The following is an 18,974-nucleotide window of genomic DNA, read 5'->3' on the forward strand; positions in this document are numbered from 1 at the left end:
TTGCTGTTTGCCGCCCCATTGCCCCCGCGCGGGTAGGCGCGGTTCCAGGAGCAGCAATCGATGTCCGTTTCTTCCGTTTCGCCGCGCCGTGCGGTGCTCGCCGTGTGCCTGTCGTTGTGCGTGGTCAATCTGGCCCAGGCAGAGGCGGCCATCGATCTCGACCAGGTGGTGGTCACTGCTTCGCGCACCGCGCAGACCCAGGACCAGACGCTGGCGCCGGTCACCGTGATCGACCGCGCGCAGATCGAGCGTCGCCAGGTGAACTCGCTGCAGGATCTGCTGCGTGGCGAAGCCGGCGTGTCGCTGGCCAATAACGGTGGCCCCGGCAAGCCGACCTCGCTGTTCCTGCGCGGCACCGAGTCCGACCAGGTGGTGGTGCTGATCGACGGTGTGCGCATCGGTTCGGCCACCTCGGGCGGCGCGGCGCTGCAGGACCTGCCGATCGAACAGATCGAGCGCATCGAAATCGTGCGTGGCCCGTTCTCCAGTTTGTATGGTTCCGAGGCGCTGGGCGGTGTCGTCCAGATCTTTACCCGCCGCCCGCAAGGCAGCTTCGTGCCCACCTTCAGCGCAGCAGCCGGCAGCGACAACGCGCGTCGCTACAGCGCGGGCGTAGCCGGGCGCAGCGAAGGCGATCTGAGCGAGCGCGGCGGCTGGTATTCGGCCAACGCGGTGCATGACCAAACCGATGGCATCAACGCCTATCTGGACACCAGCTCCAGCGACTACGATCCGGATCGCGATGGCTATCGCAACGATTCGCTGAGCGTGCAGGGCGGCTGGCGCTTCAATCGCCAGTGGGATGCGGACGTGCATGCCTTGCGTGCGCAGAGCCGCAACGAATACGACGGCTCGGCCTTCGGCGGTAACTTGTCCAAGGGCGTGCAGCAGGCGGTCGGCGGCCGCGTGCGGTATGCGCCGACCGATGCGCTCAAGCTCACTGCCAGCGTGGGCAGCAGTTCCGATTTGAGCGATGCGTATTACGAAGGCGCGTATCTGTCCACCTACGACACCCGCCGCAAGCAAGGTTCGCTGCAGGCCGATATCGATGCAGGCGCTGGCCTGCTGACGGTCGGCTTCGACTGGCAGCGCGATGCCATCGCCAGCAGCGACAATTACAATTCCGATAGCCGCATCGACCGCGCCGCATTCGCGCAGTGGCAGCAGAGCTTCGGCACGCAGTCGTTGCAGGCCAGCCTGCGTCGCAACGACAACAGCCAGTTCGGCGGCAAGACCACCGGCAGCCTGCTGTGGGGCTGGGATTTCGCCGAGCATCTGCGCCTGACCGCCAGCTACGGCACCGCGTTCAAGGCACCGACCTTCAACGAGTTGTATTACCCCGATTTCGGCAATCCGTTGCTTGGGCCGGAGACCTCCAGGAGCGCCGAGCTCGGTATGCGCGGCAACTACGACTGGGGCACCTGGACGCTGAGCGCGTTCCAGACCCGCATCGACGATTTGATCGCCTACGACGCATCGTTGGTGGATGCGGCGCATCCGTTCGGGCAGCCGAACAATATCGATCGGGCGCGCATCCGCGGTGTGGAAGCCGGTTACGACACCGAGCTGGCCGGCTGGACCGTGCGCAGCGCGTTGACCTGGTTGCAGCCGGAAGCCGATGGCGGCGTCAATCAAGGCAACTGGTTGCCGCGGCGCGCGCGGCAGAGCGGGCGTATCGATGCGGACCGCAGCTTCGGTGTGTTCGGCGTGGGTGCCAGCCTGTTCGGCTCCGGCAAGCGTTTCGACGATCTGGCCAACACCGAGCGCCTGGCCGGTTACGGTCTGCTGGATCTGCGCGTGAGTTATGCAGTGAATGCGGATTGGAAGGTGGCGCTCACTGCCAACAATGTGTTCGATCGCCAGTACGAAACCGCACGCTGGTACGCGCAGCCGGGGCGCAATTATCTGCTGACGCTGCGTTATCAAGCAGCGCAGTAAGCGCGGCGATCACACCGGCCGTGCTCACCGTCGGGCGAGTCATACTGCAGCCCTACAAGCAATTGCATCGCGTGCACGGGCGGCTTGCATTGAACGACGCGGCGGTGAGCGGCTACGCGATCCACTGCGGCATCAGCACGGGCGCTGCGTTGACGCGGCCATTGCTGCAACAGGACGACGGCCGCGCCATTGGACGATGAGATGCGCGCACGCATCGCGCATCACCGCAGCCAATGCCCGCCACATTGGCAGTGCGTGGAAGAACCCATCGCGTTGGCTGCCAGCTTGCAGGCACTGGCCGCGCCCGACCGCTGCGTGCTGGGGGATTGCCTAACGCTATGGCTGAGCAGCCTGCTGGGCGACCCGGATGCCGGCGTATTCGTGCGCGAGCGTGAAGCCTTGCTCGGCACCCTGCCGCAGTTGCCGGGGCAGATCGTGCTGGTCGGCAACGCGGTCGGGCAGGGCATCGTGCCGTTGGGTGAACCGACGCGCCGGTTTGTCGACCAGGCCGGTCTGCTGCATCAGACATTGGCGGTACAGTGCGAGCGCGTGGTGTTCGTCGTGGCCGGCTTGCCGATGGTGCTGAAAGGAGACGCGGTGTGAGTATCGATTGGATCCAGGGTGCCTGTGCGGTGCCGGATGCACGTGTGCGGGCAGCGGCGCTGGCCCGGCAGGGACAACTGACCAAGCCGCCTGGTGCGCTGGGTCGGCTGGAGCACCTGGCCGTGCAACTGGCGGCCTGGCAGCGCAATGAATCCCCCACCGTGCAGCGGATCTGGATTGCGGTGTATGCCGCCGACCACGGCGTCGCGGCCGAGGGCGTGTCTGCGTTTCCGCAGGCGGTCACCGGCGAGATGGTGCGCAATTTCGCCCGCGGTGGCGCCGCCATCGCAGTGCTGGCGCGTGAGCTCGGCGCACGCCTGGAAGTGGTGAATCTGGGCGTGGTCAACGACCCGGGCGAGTTGCCGCGTGTGCGCCGTGCCTGGATCGCGCCGTCCAGCGCCAACATCTGCGAGCAGCCGGCGATGACATCCATCCAGTTGCGCGATGCGCTTGCCGCAGGCGCCGAAAGCATTGCGCAGGCAAGGAGTTGCGATACGCAGCTGTTTGTCGGCGGCGAAATGGGCATCGGCAACACCACTGCTGCTGCCGCGCTGGGCTGCGCGCTGCTGTCGCAGTTTCCGCAGGCCATGGCCGGCGCCGGTACCGGGCTGGATGCCGAAGGCATCGCGCACAAGGCGATCGTGATCACCCGTGCGCTGGCCCTGCACGCCGATGCCTCCACGCCGCTGGAGCGGCTGCGCCGGCTTGGCGGCTTCAAGATTGCCGCCCTGGTCGGTGCCTACATCGCCGCCGCGCAGGCGGGGATTCCGGTGCTGGTGGATGGCTTCATCAGTACCGCCGCGGCGTTGGTCGCCACCCATCTCAATGGCGGCGTGCGCGAATGGCTGTTGTTCGGGCACCGCTCGCAGGAGCGCGGCCATGCCGCGTTGCTCCGAGCGCTGGATGCCGAACCCTTGCTGCAATTGGACCTGCGCCTGGGCGAAGCCAGCGGCGCAGCCGTCGCCATTCCGCTGTTGCGTCACGCTTGCGCACTGCACAACGGCATGGCCACCTTCGCCGAAGCCGGCGTGTCCGACGGCTGAGTGCGCAGATCAGCGTGTTGCGACACGGCGATACCGGCCAGCGCAGCTATCGCGGGTAGCTCGACGACCCGCTCATCGCGTTGGGCTGGCAGCAGCTGCGCACGGCTACCGCCGGGGCGTCTGCGATGTGGTGGTCGCCTCCACGCTGCAGCGCTGCGCATTGTTCGCCACCGAATTGGCAAACGCGCGGTGCGACGCCTGGCTGCAGTGCAGCCGATTGCGCCGCCCTCACTGCGCAAGATCGGGACCGCGTGCTGCGCCGATCTGCGCGATGCTGGAGCCGCCAACAAGGAATCGTCCATGCCAGCAGCCTCCGTCAGTTTCAATCGGCAACGCAGCGTCGAGCGCGTTGTGGCACACCTGCAGGCCAGCATTCGCGCTGGCGAGCCGCTGCCGGATCTGGCCGCACTGGCGGCGGTGGCGCAGCAATCGCCGCATCATTTCCACCGGGTCTATCGCGCGCTGGCGGGCGAAACCCTGGGGCAGACCATCGCGCGGCTGCGTTTGAGTTATGCACTGCATCTGTTGGGCGAGCAGGCGAGCTCGGTGACCGAGGTGGCGCTGGCGGTGGGCTATCAGACCCCGCAGGCGCTGGCACGCGCGTTCCGTGCCGTGTTGCAGGCCAGCCCGAGTAGCCTGCGCAATACACCGTCGCTGCGCGCACAGAAACTGCAGCAACTGGCCGCGCCTTCGGTGCCGCCGCAGCTGTCCGGCGCGCCGTTACAGGTGATGGTGCAAGTACTCGACCCGCTGCAAGTGGTGGTGCTACGCCAGCGCGGCGCGTTCGACGATCTGGACCGCGGTTTCGGCCGCATCGCAGCCTGGGCCGAGCGGGTCGGTGCGATCGAGCAGCTGCAGTCGCTGATCGGCCTGCCACTCAGCGACCACCGCGATGTGCCGGCGCACCTGCATCTGTTCGAATGCGGCATGGCCTTCGACACCGCACTGTCGCCGTCGGCGCCGTTGCACCTGCGCCAGCTCGACGGTGGCGCGCACGCGGTGCTGCGTCATATGGGGTCGTATGCAGGTATCGAAGACGCGCTCGACCGCGTGCTCGCGCAGTGGCTACCCGACAGCGGCCACGTGCTACGCGATGCGCCGCTGCATTACCTCTACCTGGACGACCCGGAAACAGTGGCAGAGGGCGAGCTGCGTGCAGACATCCGGGTGCCGGTGCGGCTTTCTACGGAAGCGGATGCGGATGCAGTCGCCTGAGCCGCCACCGGCAAGAACACCATCTGCGGCGCTGGATGCATCAGGAACTGCTGATGCGAAATATTCCATGCATACGCGCCGGCCAGCGGGAAGGCCAGGCAGTCGCCCGGCGCCAGTGCCGCGATAGGCTGGTTGCGTGCCAGCACGTCCTTGGGCGTGCACAACTGCCCGACCAGCGTCACCGGCGTGTCGCGCAGCACTGGGGCACGCGCGCCACGCAACACACGGAACGGGTGATCGTGACCTTGTGCGGCCGGAGTGCGGAAGTGATGGGTGCCGCCGCGGGCGATCGCAAACCAGGCGCCGTGGCTGCGCTTGAGGTCCAGCACTTCCATCAGATACCAGCCGCAGCTGGCACTGAGATAGCGCCCCGGCTCCAACCGCAGACGCAGTGCGTCGCCATGTTCGCTTAGCAACGCAGGCAAGCCGGCGCAGAAGCCGGCCCAATCGAACGACGATTCCGGCGCCAGATAATCCACACCGAAGCCACCGCCTGCATTTACCCGCAACGGGCCAAGCCCGTAGCGTTGCCGCCACTGCTGCACGGTGCGCAGATAGGCAGCGATCAGGTGCAGCTGCGCGCCGGCATCGCGCTGGTGCGACATCAGATGGAAATGGAACCCTTCCAGGCGCAGCGAGGGGCTCGCACGCAGCCGATGGATCGCCGCATCCAGATCGTCCGGGTCCAGGCCGAACGGCGAGGGCTGCCCGCCCATCATCAGACGCGTGCTCTGCGCCCCGGGCACGGCGATGTTCATGCGCAGGAACACCGGTACGCAGCGGCCCGCCTGCGCCGCGATGACGGCCAGGCGTTCCAGTTCGCCCAGGCTTTCCACGTGCACGGTGCAATCGGGCAGCGCAGCGGCCTGGGCAAGTTCGCTATCGAGCTTGCCGGGTCCGCCGAACAACAACGCGGCCTGCGGTTGTTGCTGATGCAGCCAGGTGAGTTCGCCGCCGGAGGCCGCTTCGAAGCCATCCATGTGCGGGGCGAGCGTGCGCAGGATCGGCGGCTCCGCATTGGCTTTTGCCGCGTAGAACAGCTCGCACTCGGCCGGCAGTTGCGCGCGCATCCATGCCGCGTGTGCGTGCAGTGCGGCCAGGTCGTAGACGTAGGCGCAGATCGGGCCATCGCTGTGTTCGCGCAGGTGTGGCAACGCCTCCATCACGGCGGCGGTATCGATGCGCAGGCTCATGCGGCCACCTGGCGTGCAGTTGCGATGCGTGGAATGGGATTGGGCAGTGCGGTGTAATCGGACTGACGATCCGCGCGTTGCCACAGCCGCGTACCCAGGTTGTTCTTGCCGGGCAGCGGCGCGCCGTCGATCAAGCCCTGCAGCGCTGCTTGCGCGCCATGACGTTGCTGCCAGCGTGCGGCGATCTCGCCAACGCAGTGCCACAGGCGCGCTTCGAGCACGTCATCGCCCTCGGTGAGGTGGAAGATCGCTTCGGCCAGATTGTTGACCAGCGCGCAATACGCCACACGATTCCATCCCTGTTCCGGCGTGTAGTACAGCGATTGCCGTGCGCGCTCGCCCACGCCCTGCAAACGCGTGGCGGGCCAGTGGTGTGCGAGCAGCTTGGTGCCTTCCAGATCGCGGATCCATACCCGTGTCGGCCAGCCATCGGCAAAGCCGATCACGGTGTTCTGCAAGTGCGGTTCCAACGCGATGCCGTGCTGGAACAAGGCACTCCATACACCATCCAGCAACAAGCCGGCATAGGCGCGGAACCACAGCAACGTGGCGGTGTGGCGATCCATCTGCGCGCTGCCCAGTGCCTGCAACTTCGCCGCACACACGCTGTTGCCCTGCGCATCGCAGGTGAACAACGCGGCGGCCACCTGCGGCTGCCAACGCGCACGTTGCGCGGCAGGAAGGATCTGCCGGTACAGGATGCCGAAGCTCTCGGACAGCGTGCGTGCCGCAAGCGGATCGGCGTCGTGCAGCGCCGGGTCGACCTGCGCGATCTCCAGCGAGGTCGCCGCCGGTTCCAGCATCACATCGAAGCCGGGCACCTGCACCGCCAGCGCACGCCAGCTCGGTGCCAGCAGTTCGGTGAGCGCGACCGCGCTTTCCAGCTCGTACCAGGCGTTCTTGCGCACGCAGTTGGTCAGCCGCACATGCACCGAACACTTGAGGAAATAATCCAGCTCCGGGTGATAGAGCGTGCGCACCGAGGAGGTTGGCCGCAGTGCATCGCCCAGCATGCCGACCGGCTCGATCACGCCGCGTGCCTGCAAGCTGCGCAGCAGCGGGTCGTCGAGCAGCCGCTGCGCTTCCCACGGATGGCAGGGATACAGATCCTCGCTGCCGGACAGCTGCCGCAAGGTGGCACGTACATCGCGGCCTTGCATGCGCAAGAGTCGTGGGTCGATGCGGAACCAGAACAGCTGGAACGCCGCACGCGCTTCCGGCGCGCAGGCCAGTACCTGCGCAAGATCGATGCCCTCGCGACTCTTAGGCGTGGGATGCAAGGCATGCCCCCACAGCATCGATTGCTCGGCATCGATCATCGCCTCACCAGTCGGCAAGGCGCCTTGTGCCTGTCGCAACAACGCAGCAGTGATCGCCACGCTGTTGGCGCTTTGCGCGAGCAGTTCCGGATTGACCGCCTGCGTGCTGCCCAGCGCCTGCAGCAGGCAACGCGCCAAGGCATGCGCATCCAGGCTCTGCCACGGTTGGCCGGCGCTCTTGAGAAACGGCGTGGAGGCGAAGCGGCAGCGGCCCAGGCGATCGGCATAGGCAATGCGCACGCACAGCGCGCCGGTGTCGCCCAGATCGATGCGCAGCCAGCGCTGCTCGGCCACGCGCGGGCCGGGGCGATCCAGCCCGCGATAATCGAAGTCCACTGCACGCTGCGGAATCGCGAATTCGCGCAGGTAGCAGTTCAACCAGCAGGTGCAGGCCTGCGCGTCGGCCATGCTGTCGTACCAGGGGTCATGCATCGTGTGCGGCGACATCGGCGGATCTCCTCGAAGGGAAGCGCACCAGAACGGTGAGCGCAGCGGCCGCCGCAGCGAGCGCGGCAGCCAGGAAAGGGGTGGCAGGACCGGCCGCCTGGGCCAGCGCGCCGGCAGCGGCACCGGCGAACACGCCAGCCCATTTGCCGCAGGCATCGAAGCGGCCGAACAAGCGTCCGGCGCCGTGTCCGCTGGCGACCATCGCCAGGCTGCGGTTGAGCCCACGCAGGCCGAACAACATGCCGAACCCGAACAGCAGGCGCGCAACCGCCAGTGCGACGGGGTCGTGCAACAGCGCCTGCCACACGCAGGCCACGGCGAACATCACCAGGCCGGGTACCAGCCACGCCTCGCCATCGCCGCGACGCCACCACGGCAGCACCACCAGATAGACCAGATGCGGCAGGCTGTAGAGCAGGCCGGCCAGCGCGTCGTGGCCGGCGCCGCGCGCCAGCGCATACGGGATGAAGTAGGGGAAGGTCACCACCATCGCGAAGCAGAACAGGAATTGCGCGATCAACAGTGCAGGCCACAGTGCGTTGGCCGTTGTGGTTGTCTGTGGTGAAGCCGACTGCGCCGACCCAGCTGCGCGCCTGGAGGGCAGCGACGTCGCAGTGGAAGCTGTCGGCCGCACCGCAGGCCGATCGGCTGGCAAACGCCAGGTCAGCGCGAACGCCAGCAGCGGCAACAGCGCGAGCGCGCGATACAGCGACTGCGCCGGGCCAAGCGCCAGTGCAAGACCCAACAACGCAGGTGCGCTGACCATCGCCAGGCGCGCTGAATACTGCGTCCAGTCCAGCGCACGCGCCAACGGGCCGGCCTGCGGCTGGCTGGCCAGATACGCATTGGCCGCCGCCAGCGAGCCGCCGCAGGTGCCTTGCACGATCAGCCCAATCACCAGCCAGGTCAGCGACGGTGCGAAGCCGGCGATCGCAAAGCCCACTGCCAGCCCCAGTTGCGCACGCAACAGCGAACGCTTGCGTCCATAGCGGTCGGCCAGACGCCCCCAGGTGCCGGCCGTCAACGCGGTGCACAGCGTCGGCAACACGTACAGCACACCGCTCCAGCCAACCGCGGCCGACGGCGCCAGTTCGGCCAGCACCTGCGGCAGAAACAACGGCATGCCCAACGCGGTGAAGGCGGCCAGGTAGTGCGCCGCCAGCACCGGGCCCAGAACACGCTTCATCGCTGAGCGCCCGCCTGCCGACGCGGCGGGCGCTGCGCGCCAGCGAATGCCTCGCCGAAGGGATTGGGCGCGCTATCGCCGTAGAACTTGTTGATATCCGTTGCGCCGGTGAGCTGTTTGCTGAGCAGGCTGCCGGCGCTGAGTAGGTACTTCACCGGCAACCGCGGCGCGGCCAGCAAGCGGCGCGCGGGGCTGGTGTCGATGCCGTCGACGTCCAGTTGCGCCAGCGTCAAGGCGAACTGCGTCTGCAACTGCGCGTACAGCGGCGCACGCAGCGCGGGCTGCCATTCGGCCAGGCCTTCCAGTACGGCCTGCAGATCCAGTTGCAGCACGATGGTGCAGAACATCTGCGCCAGGGCGTGCGGATCGTCCACCGCGATACGCGCATCGTGTAGCGGTCCCAACGCATCCAGGTCCGGCAGCTGCGCGCGCAACTGCGGCAGCGCGATCCGCGCGGCGTCGTTGTCCTTCATCAGCAGCCGCGTCGCCTGGCCATCGGCGTAGACCAGCACGCTGTTCTGCTGGTTGGCTTCCAGTGCGATGCCGTAGCGCAGCCACAAGCGCAGATGCACCGCGAGCAGGAGCTCTGTGTACTCGCGCCACCAGCCGAGGACATCGCCTTGCGCAAAGCGCTCGGCCAGATGGATCGCCATCGGGCGGCCATCCGGCAACAGCGCGCACAGCGCAGCAACCGGCACCAACGTGGCGTCGTCCAGCGGCGGATAACGCCGCACCAGATAGGCCAGATGACGCGTCTCACCCACGTGCCCGCCATGCGATTCGTCCACGAACACGCAGCGGGCGCGCAGTGCCGGGTCCAGCGCATCGATGCGGCGCAATGCACGTTCCAGCCAGTGGCCGTCGTACAGCGTGGAGGGCTTGATCAAACGCAGATTGAGCGCGCCCAGCGTGCGCATCGGGATCGGCAACTTGAGATGCAGCTGCGGATGCAGCAGCGGCACCAGCGTGCGCACCGACAGGGTAGGGCGCACCTCCAGCCAGGCCTGCGGCGCACGCAGGCTGCCCGCAGGCAGCGCGAAGCCGTCCTGCTCCAGCCGCGCCCACACCAGCGGATGCACCGGCCAGGCGATGTGCGTGTCGGCCAGCTCGGGCGGCAAACCCAGCGTGGCGAAGTCTGGCCACAGCTCGGCCGGTAGTGCGCTGGTGCAGGTGACCTGCGCACGCGGAATCGCCAGCCAGCGCAGCGTAAAGGTGGGCGCGAACTCGGGGGCATAGTCACGCAGTTCCGAGGCCTCCAGCCCGGCCTTGGCGCGTGCGGTCGGGTAGAACGGATGGTCGCGATAGCTCGCCAGTTGATCGCAGCGATACGCGCGCTCGGCCGCATCTTCATGCTGCAGCGCGTTGAGTAGCGCAGGTGCCTGTGCATCGTAGGCCAGGCGCGCCAGGCCGAGATGTGCAGCGGCGCACTCGGCTTCTTCGGCATAGGCGCGATGCAACTGCTGGGTGTCCATGTCGAGCTGCGCGCTCATGCGTTGCAGCCATGTCTGCGCACCGCGTTCGACATGCACACCGTCAGCACGTTGCACAATCCAGCTATCGCCACAGGCGCTGATGTCCTGCAGGTAGCCCTGCCGGTGGATCGGCAACCACAACGTGCCATCGGGCAGATGCGCGATGCGCCACCAGCCTTCCACCGGGCTGGGGTCGGTCCATGCCGCCAGCAGCGTTGCATCAGGTGTTGCGGCACTGCCACGCGTGGCGATCCCACGCAGGTCTTCGCGCAGGCAGGCATCGATGATGCGGGTGGCGATATAGCGTTGGTCCGCTGTACTGCTCATGCGCGCAGCTCCGCGCTGTCGATCCGCCATTGCAAGCCCGCTTCGGCATGCACCACCGCCTGCTCCAGCGCCTGCGCATCGCTGGCCAGCGCGCTCAGCACACCCAGGTAATCCTTGTTGGAATGGCTCAGCCGGATGCGTTCGCCCGGCGCGCGCATGCGCCGGTACTGCACATCGCTATGCGCAGTGTGATGGCGGCGGTCTTCGCTGGCGGCCACCAACTCGCCGTCTTGATCGGCGACGTAGTAACGCAGCAAGGCATGTGCGCGATCGCTGCGCAGTTGCGGCAGCGGCAGGCCCAGATGCGGCGCCAGCGCGGCGTTGAACCACTGCTTGCCGAACATGCTGTCGAGCAGGAATTCGCGGCGGTCGCCGATGCTGCGGTAGTTGATCTCCACCAGCACCGGGCCGTTGGCGGTGAGGATGAATTCGCTATGGCATAGCCCGAAACCGACACCAAAACTGCGCAGCTGCTCCAGCGCCTGCGCAATCACCGGCGTGTCGACGCGTGCATCCCACTGCGCTTCGCATTCCACAAAATGCGGCGGCGGCGACAGCCGCACCTTGAAGCCGCCCAGCGCCTGCAGCGTGTGGCCGTCGCCCAGCGTTTCCAGCGTAAACAGCGCACCTTCCAGCATGCCCTCCAGCAACACGGTGCGCTGCGGATGGCGCTGCCACACATCGTCCAGATAGGCCTGCAGTTGCGCGGCATCGGCGCAGTGGCGCACGTCCAGGCTGGCGACGCCTTCGCGCGGCTTGGCGACCACCGGCCACGCAATGTCGGCCGGCAACGCTGCGCCCGGCGCCAGCGTGCAGAACCACGGCGATGGCAGTCCGCGCGCGCGCAAACGCTGACGCATCGCCGCCTTGTTCTTGGCCGCGTAGCACACCTGCCAATCCTTGCCCGGCAGGCCCAGACCGGCAGCGACCAGCGCAGTGCTGGTCTGCAGATGATCGCTGTTGCTGAACACTGCGCGCGGCGACACGTCTGCGTCGTGCAGCACATCCAGCACGCCGAGCGGATTGAACACATCGCATTCGATCACCCGCTGCGGTGCGTGTGCCGGGTGCTCGCGGAAATAGCTGAGGTGATCGAGTCGGTGATCGGTCAGCAGCCACACCGGCAGGCCCAGCGCGTGCGCGGAAGGCAGAAAGCCTTCGGTGATGGCCGGATGGCAGACATGGGTGAGGATCACCAACGGTGCAGCGGATGTCGCAGTCATGGCAGCTCTCGATTCAACAGGACGGTGGAAAAACCGGTACTGAAACGGGCTGCCTGACGCCGCGGGGCGTTGGGTGGCCTGCGATGCGTTGATCGCATGCCGCATGCTGCGGCAGTGATGCGTGCGTCATGCACGCCGTGTTGTCTGCGGCGCTCGCCAGCGCGACCGCCGTTGTCGTCAAGCGCGACCAACGCCCCTGTGCGTCGGTCGTTTGCAGCAGTGATTTACTGGTGCAGGCTTAAAACGTGGTCTTAAAAGGTGTATTCCAGCCCGGCGGTCACGGTGCGCGATGGCGCGGCCTGGCGGCCCCACGGGCTGGTATCCACACCGCGGAACCAGTACTGCCGATCGAACAGGTTGTTGATCGCCAGCGATGCGCTGAATTTTTGTCCATCGCGTTCGAACAGGGTATGGCTTACCTGCGTGTTCCACACCATGTAGGCCGGCAACTGACCCACCGAGGCGATTGCGTTCTCTTGCACGGTATTCGCCGCATCGCTGTAGGCCTTGCTGAAGTAGTAGCTCGACAGTGCGACAGTGGTGTGACCGAGCGTGTAGTTGCCGCCCAAGGTGATCTGATTGCGTGAGGTGTAAGGCACGCGAAAGCCGCGGAATGCGCCCGATTCCTGGCTGGCATCCAGATATGCATAACCGGCGTTGAGCGTGAGCGCGCGAAGATTTTCCGGGCTCCATTGCAGTTCCAACTCGCCGCCTTGATGGCGGGTCTTGCCGAGATTGCGGAACACGCGCGTGGTGTTGTCCAGTTGGATCTGCTGATCGAAATCGATCAGATAGCCGCCCAACTGGATGCGAGTGCGCTCGTTGGGTTGATAGCGTGTGCCGGCTTCGTAGTTCCAGGCCAGTTCGGCATCCAGATTGTTGCCGAAGATGATCTGGGTGACCTGCGGCGCACGCATCGAACGTTGCCCATCGGCATAGAAAAACCACTGTTCGTTGGCCTGAAACCCGACCGTCAGACCCGGCAACACATCGCGGGTCTGGTTGAGCGTGCTGACGCCGGTGGCGCGATTGAAATAGCGCGAATCCAGCCGCTCGTAACGCAGGCCCGGGGTGATGGTGAAACGTTCGTCGGGCAGCGTGATCGCGTTGCTGACGTAGGCGGCCAACGCGCGGTCTTCGAACTGCCAATCGCGCACGCTGGTGAACAGGCCATCGCGCAGGCGCAGATTGCCGACCAGAAAATCGATGTCTTCGTGCACGGCGCGCACACCGGCGGTCCACTGCTGACGCACGCCACCGGCATCGCCCATGCTCCAGCTCAGACGCGGCTCGCTGCCGACCACGCGGAAGTCGCGCGGTGCGGTCTGGCGCAGTTGCGGCGGCAGGTCCGAACGCCAGGTTTCGGTGGCGGCCTGACGCATGCCGACGATGAAGTTGCGGCTGCTGCGTGCGCTGAAGTTGGTCCAATCCAGGCGCACATCCTTCATCGGGCCCCAATCGCCCAGCAACTGCTCATAGCTCAAGGAGGCACGCGTGGTGCGGCCGTTGAAGCTGTCCAGCGGGCGCGTGGATTGACGCGGGTCGCGCCGGTAATCGTCCGGGCTGAGCGCACCGGCCAGATCCATGTCGACCAGATAACGCTGCACGCTGGCCTTGAGCAACTTGGTGTCGTCCAGCCACCACTCCGCACGCACACGCAGATTGCTGATATCGGTATCGCTGTGCGCGCGCCAATACTCGCCATAGGTGCGATTGGCATCGACCTGCATGCCGAAGTTGTCGGTGAGGTAGCCGCCGCTGCTGAGCGCGCTGTCCTGCAGAAACTGGCCCTGGCCGCCGGCGGTGACCTTGTGCGCCAGCGTGGTGCTCCACGCGCTGGGGATGTCCTTGCTGACCAGATTGATCACCCCGCCCACGTTGTTCGGCCCGTATTGCACGGCCGCACCGCCGCGCACGATATCGATGCGGTCGATCTGATTCAGCCCCACCGGAAACAGCGACAGACTGGTCTGCCCATACGGCGCCAATGCCAGCGGAATGCCGTCTTCCAGCACTTGCACACGGCCACTGCGGCTTTCGTACAGGCCGCGCAGCATCAGCTGCGGCAACGCGCCGGTGCCGGTTTCGTCGAAGATCTTGATGCCCGGCACGCGCTGCAGCGCGTCGTCCAGCGAGCGGTTGCCGCCGTTGCGCAGCTGTTCGCGATCGATCACCTGGCGGCTACCGGCGTAGCGCTGCACATCGTCGGGTTTGGAACGCCCGAGCAGGCTGCCCTGCACCTGGATCGCATCCAATGCGCGGATCGGCGTTTGTGCATCGGCGGCATCGGTATCCGGCGACTCGATGGCGAACGCCAACTGCGGCAAGGTCACAGTGATCGCAGCGATGGCGATGGCCAGGGCGTGGAAACGGAACGTCGACATCTACGGCGTGCTCCTGCAGGCGGGTGGTGAAGTGGGTATGGCGAATGTGGCCAGGTGGCTGCGCAGTGCACGTTGCATCAGTGCGCGGTCTTCGCCGGCAAGCAGCCAGCGCAGATCGGGCTGTTGCAGCCAGTGCGCGCGTTGCGCATCGGTGCGCGGATTGGGGCAGAACGGCACCTCGGCAGCGACGCACTGCGCATGCAGTTGCAGCAGCAGTTCCCACACCTGTGGATGGGTCGGTTGCGGGCCCAGGCCCAGATCCAGCGCAAGATCCAGTGCGCCTTCCATCACCAGCGCCACGCCGGGCACGGCAAGCATCTCGGGCAGCGCAGCAACACCGGCCGCGCTTTCGATCATCGGCACGATGCGGATATCGCGATTGGCTCGTGCGATGTAGCTGGGCAGATCGAGGTTGCCAAAGCCGGTGACACGCCCGCCGGTGATACCGCGCCGGCCCAGCGGCGGAAACCGCGCCGCAGCGATGGCGGAGGCCAGTTGTGCCGCTGACTCGGCGCGCGGAATCACGATCCCGCGTGCGCCGGCATCGAGCACGCGACCGATCAGTTTTTCGTCCACCTCCGGCACGCGCACCCAGGCCTCACAGCCGGACAGCTCGCACGCGCGGATGGCGTGTTCCAGCTCATCCGGCGCGCGCAGCACATGCTCCAGATCCAGCACCACAAAGCCATAGCCGATCCGGCCCAGCAGCTCGCATAGCTGCACGCTTGGCAACGCATTGAGAACGCCAACCGCAAACGCCATGGATGAGGCCGCCAAGGAAACGGGCGCTCATCCTGCTCTTGATGGGAATGATTATCAAGTGTGTCTGGAGGGCAGTTTGTGGTGCCCTGGTCGCAGTTTGATCAAGGCACTGCCGCAGGCCTTTCCGTACTGAACAGGCTGCGGGCAACAAAAACCCGCAGGTAGCGCCGGCGGGTTTTTTTGTTTCGTGCGGTGTTGCCTGATGCTGCGCTGCAGCTTACGAGGCCGGAACGCGCAACGCCCGATACGGCGGAGTCGACATCACCATTTCGGCCAGCGAATAGGCCAGTTCGCGCTCGGCCAGCACCGCGCCGTCGGCGCCGTGAGCGAGCAGGTGCTTGACCTCGGCATCGCTGTGCGCACGCGCCAGCAGCGTCAGCGAGGGATTGATCGCACGCAGCTTGGCCAGCGCTTCGCCGGCTTCCAGCGGCTGCGGGATGGCCAGGATCGCGATCTTGGCGTGCTCCGGGCGCGCCTCGGCCAACACGCGGTCGGCCGCCGCGCTGCCACGGATGCCGGGGATGCCGGCCGCATGCGCCTTGGCCACATGGTCGCCGTTGTCGTCGATCACCAGCACCGGCACGCCACGGCTACGCAGCAACTGCGCCAGCGCGCTGCCCACGCGGCCGTAGCCGATCACGATGGCATGGCCGTCCAGCTGCAGTGGCGGGCCGGGCGGCAGCTCCGGCTCCACCGTGGCCGGGGCGTCCTGCGCCTGCCTGGCCTGCCAGCGGTCCAGCCACGAGAACAGGAACGGGTTGGCGATGATCGATAGCAGCGCGCCGGCCAGGATCAGGTCGCGCCCGGTTTCGGGCAGGATCGCCAGCTGCACGCCCAGCCCGGCCAGGATGAAAGAGAACTCGCCGATCTGCGCCAGGCTGGTGGAAATGGTCAGCGCGGTACCGGTGGGGTGGCCGAACGCACGCACGATCACAAACGCGGCCAGCGACTTGCCCAAGGTCACGGTCAGGAACGTGGCCAACACCTGCCACGGATGCTCGACCAGGATCATCGGGTCGAACAACATGCCCACCGAGACGAAGAACAGCACCGCAAACGCATCGCGCAACGGCAGCGAATCGCTGGCCGCCTTGTGGCTGAGCTCGGATTCCTTGAGCAACATGCCGGCGAAGAAGGCGCCCAGTGCGAACGACACGCCGAACAGGGTGGCCGACACGAACGCCACGCCCAGCGCGATGCCGAGCACGGCCAAGGTGAACAATTCGCGCGAGCCGGTGGCGGCGACTTTTTCCAGCGACCACGGAATCACCCGGCGCCCGATCACCAGCATCACCGCCACGAACGCCACCATCTTGAACAGCGTCAAACCGAGCGCGGCCAGTAGCGAGGTGGATTCGCCGTCATGCGCGGCAGCTGGCGTGCCGGTACCGAGCACCTCGGCCAATGCCGGCAACATCACTAGCGCGATCACCATCACCAGGTCTTCGACGATCAACCAGCCCACCGCGATGCGGCCGCGCTGGGTTTCCAGCAGGCGCCGTTCTTCCAATGCGCGCAGCAGCACCACGGTACTGGCCACCGACAGCGCCAGACCGAACACCAGCCCATGCATCAACGGCCAGCCCATGCTCCAGGCCAATGCCCAGCCAAGCAGCGTGGCGACCACGATCTGCGCCAACGCACCGGGGATCGCGATCCACTTCACTTCCATCAGATCGTCGAGCGAGAAGTGCAGGCCCACGCCGAACATCAGCAGCATCACACCCAGCTCGGACAGCTGGTTGGCCATGGTCTGGTCGGCCACGAAGCCGGGCGTGAATGGCCCGACGCAGACACCGGCCAGCAGATAGCCGACCAGCGGCGAGAGCTTCACTTTCTGTGCGAGCGTGCCCAGCACGAAAGCGACCGCGAGGCCGACGGCGATGATGTCGATGAGGCTGGTGTCGTGATGCATTCCAATCCGTTGTGAGAGTGTCCGAGAACATCGAGGGCGACCCAGCCAACGGCACTGCGCCGGGCATCGCCTGCGGGCATTGTGTGGTCATGGCTGGAGTCCGGCGAGGGGAACAAGACCGCGTTGCAGGTCCGGTTGGCCGGACGCCCATAGTACACAGCGCTTGATTAACGCGATGCGACACGTGACGCATGCACGCAAACGGATGCACGCGTTGGGCGCGGCATGCGGACTGCACGAGCGTGCGTGCGCCAGTGCGACAGCGAGATGCACTGCACAGACAGGCAACGCCGAATCAACTTTGACGACAAGGCTTCGCGCCTGGGTAAGGCACGTGCGCGATGTCGGTCGACAATTGCCGCTGACAAATTGCCTCTGACAATCAGCGAATCCCTGTTGAAGAGCCTGCGTTCTTCATCAGGTCCAAGTCCTTATCGCCCCAGCCCCCATCGCCCATCTGCGGATGGTGACGCCACACGAGCCAGGCCATGCATCTCAGCGATTTCGCAACACCCGTCTTTCGGCACGATCCGTATCCGACCTACGCACGCTTGCGTGCCGAAGGGCCGCTGGTGCAGGTGGCCGAAAGGCGATTGATGTCCGGCCACTACAAGGTCGTGGACAGCCTGCTCAGCGATCGCCGGGTGGGCCGCGATTATCTGGAAAGCATCCGGCTGCGCTACGGCGAGGCAGCGGTGCAAATGCCGCTATTCCAGGGCATGAGCCGCATGTTTCTGCTGCTTAACCCGCCAGTGCACACCCAGTTGCGCGGATTGATGACACAGGCCTTCGGTGCGCGGCAGATGGACTCCATGCGCGAAGTCGCCCGCGACACTGCCGCCGGCTTGATCGAGACGTTTCAAGCCAGGGGCCACTGCGATCTGCTGACCGAGTTCGCGTTTCCGCTGCCGATCGCCATCATTTGCCGGATGCTGGACATTGATGCAGCCGATGTCACCGCGCTGAGTCACGCGACCAGCGCGCTGGCAAAAGTCTTCGATCCCATGATGACGCCTGTGGAATTGGAGGCCACCAGCGCTGCCTTCATCCAGCTGGAAACCTATTTCAACGCCGTGATCGAGCAACGTCGCAACAATGGCGGCGAGGATCTGATTTCGCGTTTCATCCAGGCCGAAGACGAAGGCCGCCGCTTGAGCGATGAGGAGATCGTCTCCAATGTGATCCTGCTGTTTTTCGCCGGCCACGAAACCACCTCCAACATGATCTGCAATGCGCTGGTCGCCTTGCACCGGCATCCGCAGCAACTGCGACTGCTGCAGGAAAACCCGAGCCTGATGCCGAATGCAGTGCTCGAATGCCTGCGCTACGACAGCTCGGTGCAGATCGCCACGCGCACCGCGTTGCAGGATTTCGAGATCGATGGGGTGGCCGTCTCCAAGGGCACGATGTTGTATCTGATGCTGGGCGCGGCCAACCACGACACGCTGCAGTTCACCGACCCGCAGGTGCTGGATATCCGGCGCCAGCAGGGCCGCGCGCTGTCGTTCGGTGGTGGCATCCACCACTGTCTGGGCAATCGGCTGGCGCTGATCGAAATGGAAGCCGCGCTTGCCGCATTGCTCGAGCATCTGCCGGCACTTCGCCTGCAGCAACTCGACGCGTTGAGCTGGAACGATCGCGCCAACTTGCGCGGCGTCGACGCGCTGTTCGCCTCCTGGTGAGGTGAGTGGCCAAGAGTAGCCAACGAAACCTCTTGGCCGCTGTATCGATAAAGGTAACGTGTTGGCCCACGCGCCTTTGTTGACGCGTGGAGAGATGTCGGGAATTGCAATGACTCGACCGGATCGAAAGGAACTGATCAAACCGCCCCTCATCGTATTGCCGCGCACCGCTCTCAACCGTATACACCGACCATCGCGACTGGTCCTTGCCCGCCCACCGTCGCGGGACCTTACGCGGCATGGATGCCGCGTAAGGTCCCGCAAT

The 18,974-nt window shown here is 66.0% G+C and carries 12 protein-coding genes and 2 pseudogenes; 6 read left to right on the top strand and 8 right to left on the bottom strand.

Annotation, left to right across the window (positions count from 1 at the left end; translation table 11 throughout):
• Positions 1-60: 60 nt before the first annotated feature.
• The 5 genes and pseudogenes from btuB (at position 61) to FFY45_RS00280 (ending at position 4,799) form a co-directional block, all read left to right on the top strand.
• Positions 61-1,938: a TonB-dependent vitamin B12 receptor gene (gene btuB, locus FFY45_RS00260; RefSeq protein WP_176338894.1), complete on the top strand. Its 1,878-nt coding sequence runs from the start codon at positions 61-63 to the stop codon at positions 1,936-1,938.
• A gap of 177 nt (positions 1,939-2,115) precedes the next feature.
• Positions 2,116-2,541: pseudogene (locus FFY45_RS00265) on the top strand (bifunctional adenosylcobinamide kinase/adenosylcobinamide-phosphate guanylyltransferase); the annotation flags it as partial.
• The gene (gene cobT / locus FFY45_RS00270; protein ID WP_176338896.1) at positions 2,538-3,584 is read left to right on the top strand and encodes a nicotinate-nucleotide--dimethylbenzimidazole phosphoribosyltransferase; all 1,047 of its coding nucleotides are present in this window, start codon (positions 2,538-2,540) and stop codon (positions 3,582-3,584) included. The pseudogene FFY45_RS00265 and the gene cobT, both read left to right, overlap by 4 nt.
• Positions 3,581-3,825, top strand: a pseudogene (locus FFY45_RS00275) (histidine phosphatase family protein); the annotation flags it as partial. The gene cobT and the pseudogene FFY45_RS00275, both read left to right, overlap by 4 nt.
• 59 nt (positions 3,826-3,884) lie before the next feature.
• Positions 3,885-4,799, top strand: coding sequence for an AraC family transcriptional regulator (locus tag FFY45_RS00280; RefSeq protein WP_255171833.1), 915 nt, complete (start codon positions 3,885-3,887; stop codon positions 4,797-4,799).
• Here the strand turns inward: FFY45_RS00280 and FFY45_RS00285 are convergent.
• The 8 genes from FFY45_RS00285 to ybaL form a co-directional block, all read right to left on the bottom strand.
• Positions 4,697-5,992, bottom strand: coding sequence for a type III PLP-dependent enzyme (locus FFY45_RS00285; RefSeq protein ID WP_176338898.1), 1,296 nt, complete (start codon positions 5,990-5,992; stop codon positions 4,697-4,699). The genes FFY45_RS00280 and FFY45_RS00285 overlap by 103 nt on opposite strands.
• Positions 5,989-7,758: an IucA/IucC family protein gene (locus FFY45_RS00290; protein ID WP_176338899.1), complete on the bottom strand. Its 1,770-nt coding sequence runs from the start codon at positions 7,756-7,758 to the stop codon at positions 5,989-5,991. The genes FFY45_RS00285 and FFY45_RS00290 overlap by 4 nt, the downstream gene beginning before the upstream one ends.
• Positions 7,736-8,944 carry an MFS transporter gene (locus FFY45_RS00295; protein WP_176338900.1) on the bottom strand — a complete coding sequence of 403 codons (1,209 nt, stop codon included), beginning with the start codon at positions 8,942-8,944 and terminating at the stop codon, positions 7,736-7,738. The genes FFY45_RS00290 and FFY45_RS00295 overlap by 23 nt, the downstream gene beginning before the upstream one ends.
• The gene (locus FFY45_RS00300) at positions 8,941-10,743 is read right to left on the bottom strand and encodes an IucA/IucC family protein (protein ID WP_176338901.1); all 1,803 of its coding nucleotides are present in this window, start codon (positions 10,741-10,743) and stop codon (positions 8,941-8,943) included. Before FFY45_RS00300 ends, FFY45_RS00295 begins: the two co-directional genes overlap by 4 nt.
• Positions 10,740-11,966 carry an ATP-grasp domain-containing protein gene (locus FFY45_RS00305; RefSeq protein WP_176338902.1) on the bottom strand — a complete coding sequence of 409 codons (1,227 nt, stop codon included), beginning with the start codon at positions 11,964-11,966 and terminating at the stop codon, positions 10,740-10,742. Before FFY45_RS00305 ends, FFY45_RS00300 begins: the two co-directional genes overlap by 4 nt.
• A gap of 251 nt (positions 11,967-12,217) precedes the next feature.
• Positions 12,218-14,350 carry a TonB-dependent receptor family protein gene (locus tag FFY45_RS00310; RefSeq protein WP_176338903.1) on the bottom strand — a complete coding sequence of 711 codons (2,133 nt, stop codon included), beginning with the start codon at positions 14,348-14,350 and terminating at the stop codon, positions 12,218-12,220.
• Positions 14,351-15,112 carry an HpcH/HpaI aldolase family protein gene (locus FFY45_RS00315; protein WP_176338904.1) on the bottom strand — a complete coding sequence of 254 codons (762 nt, stop codon included), beginning with the start codon at positions 15,110-15,112 and terminating at the stop codon, positions 14,351-14,353.
• Between the two features lie 217 nt (positions 15,113-15,329).
• Positions 15,330-17,027 carry a YbaL family putative K(+) efflux transporter gene (gene ybaL / locus FFY45_RS00320; protein ID WP_176338905.1) on the bottom strand — a complete coding sequence of 566 codons (1,698 nt, stop codon included), beginning with the start codon at positions 17,025-17,027 and terminating at the stop codon, positions 15,330-15,332.
• 488 nt (positions 17,028-17,515) lie between these two features.
• Between ybaL and FFY45_RS00325 the strand changes: the two genes are divergently transcribed.
• Positions 17,516-18,709: a cytochrome P450 gene (locus FFY45_RS00325; RefSeq protein ID WP_176338906.1), complete on the top strand. Its 1,194-nt coding sequence runs from the start codon at positions 17,516-17,518 to the stop codon at positions 18,707-18,709.
• Positions 18,710-18,974: the final 265 nt, after the last annotated feature.

The organism is Xanthomonas hortorum, from assembly GCF_011305375.1.
In the GTDB taxonomy this organism is placed as follows: domain Bacteria; phylum Pseudomonadota; class Gammaproteobacteria; order Xanthomonadales; family Xanthomonadaceae; genus Xanthomonas; species Xanthomonas hortorum_E.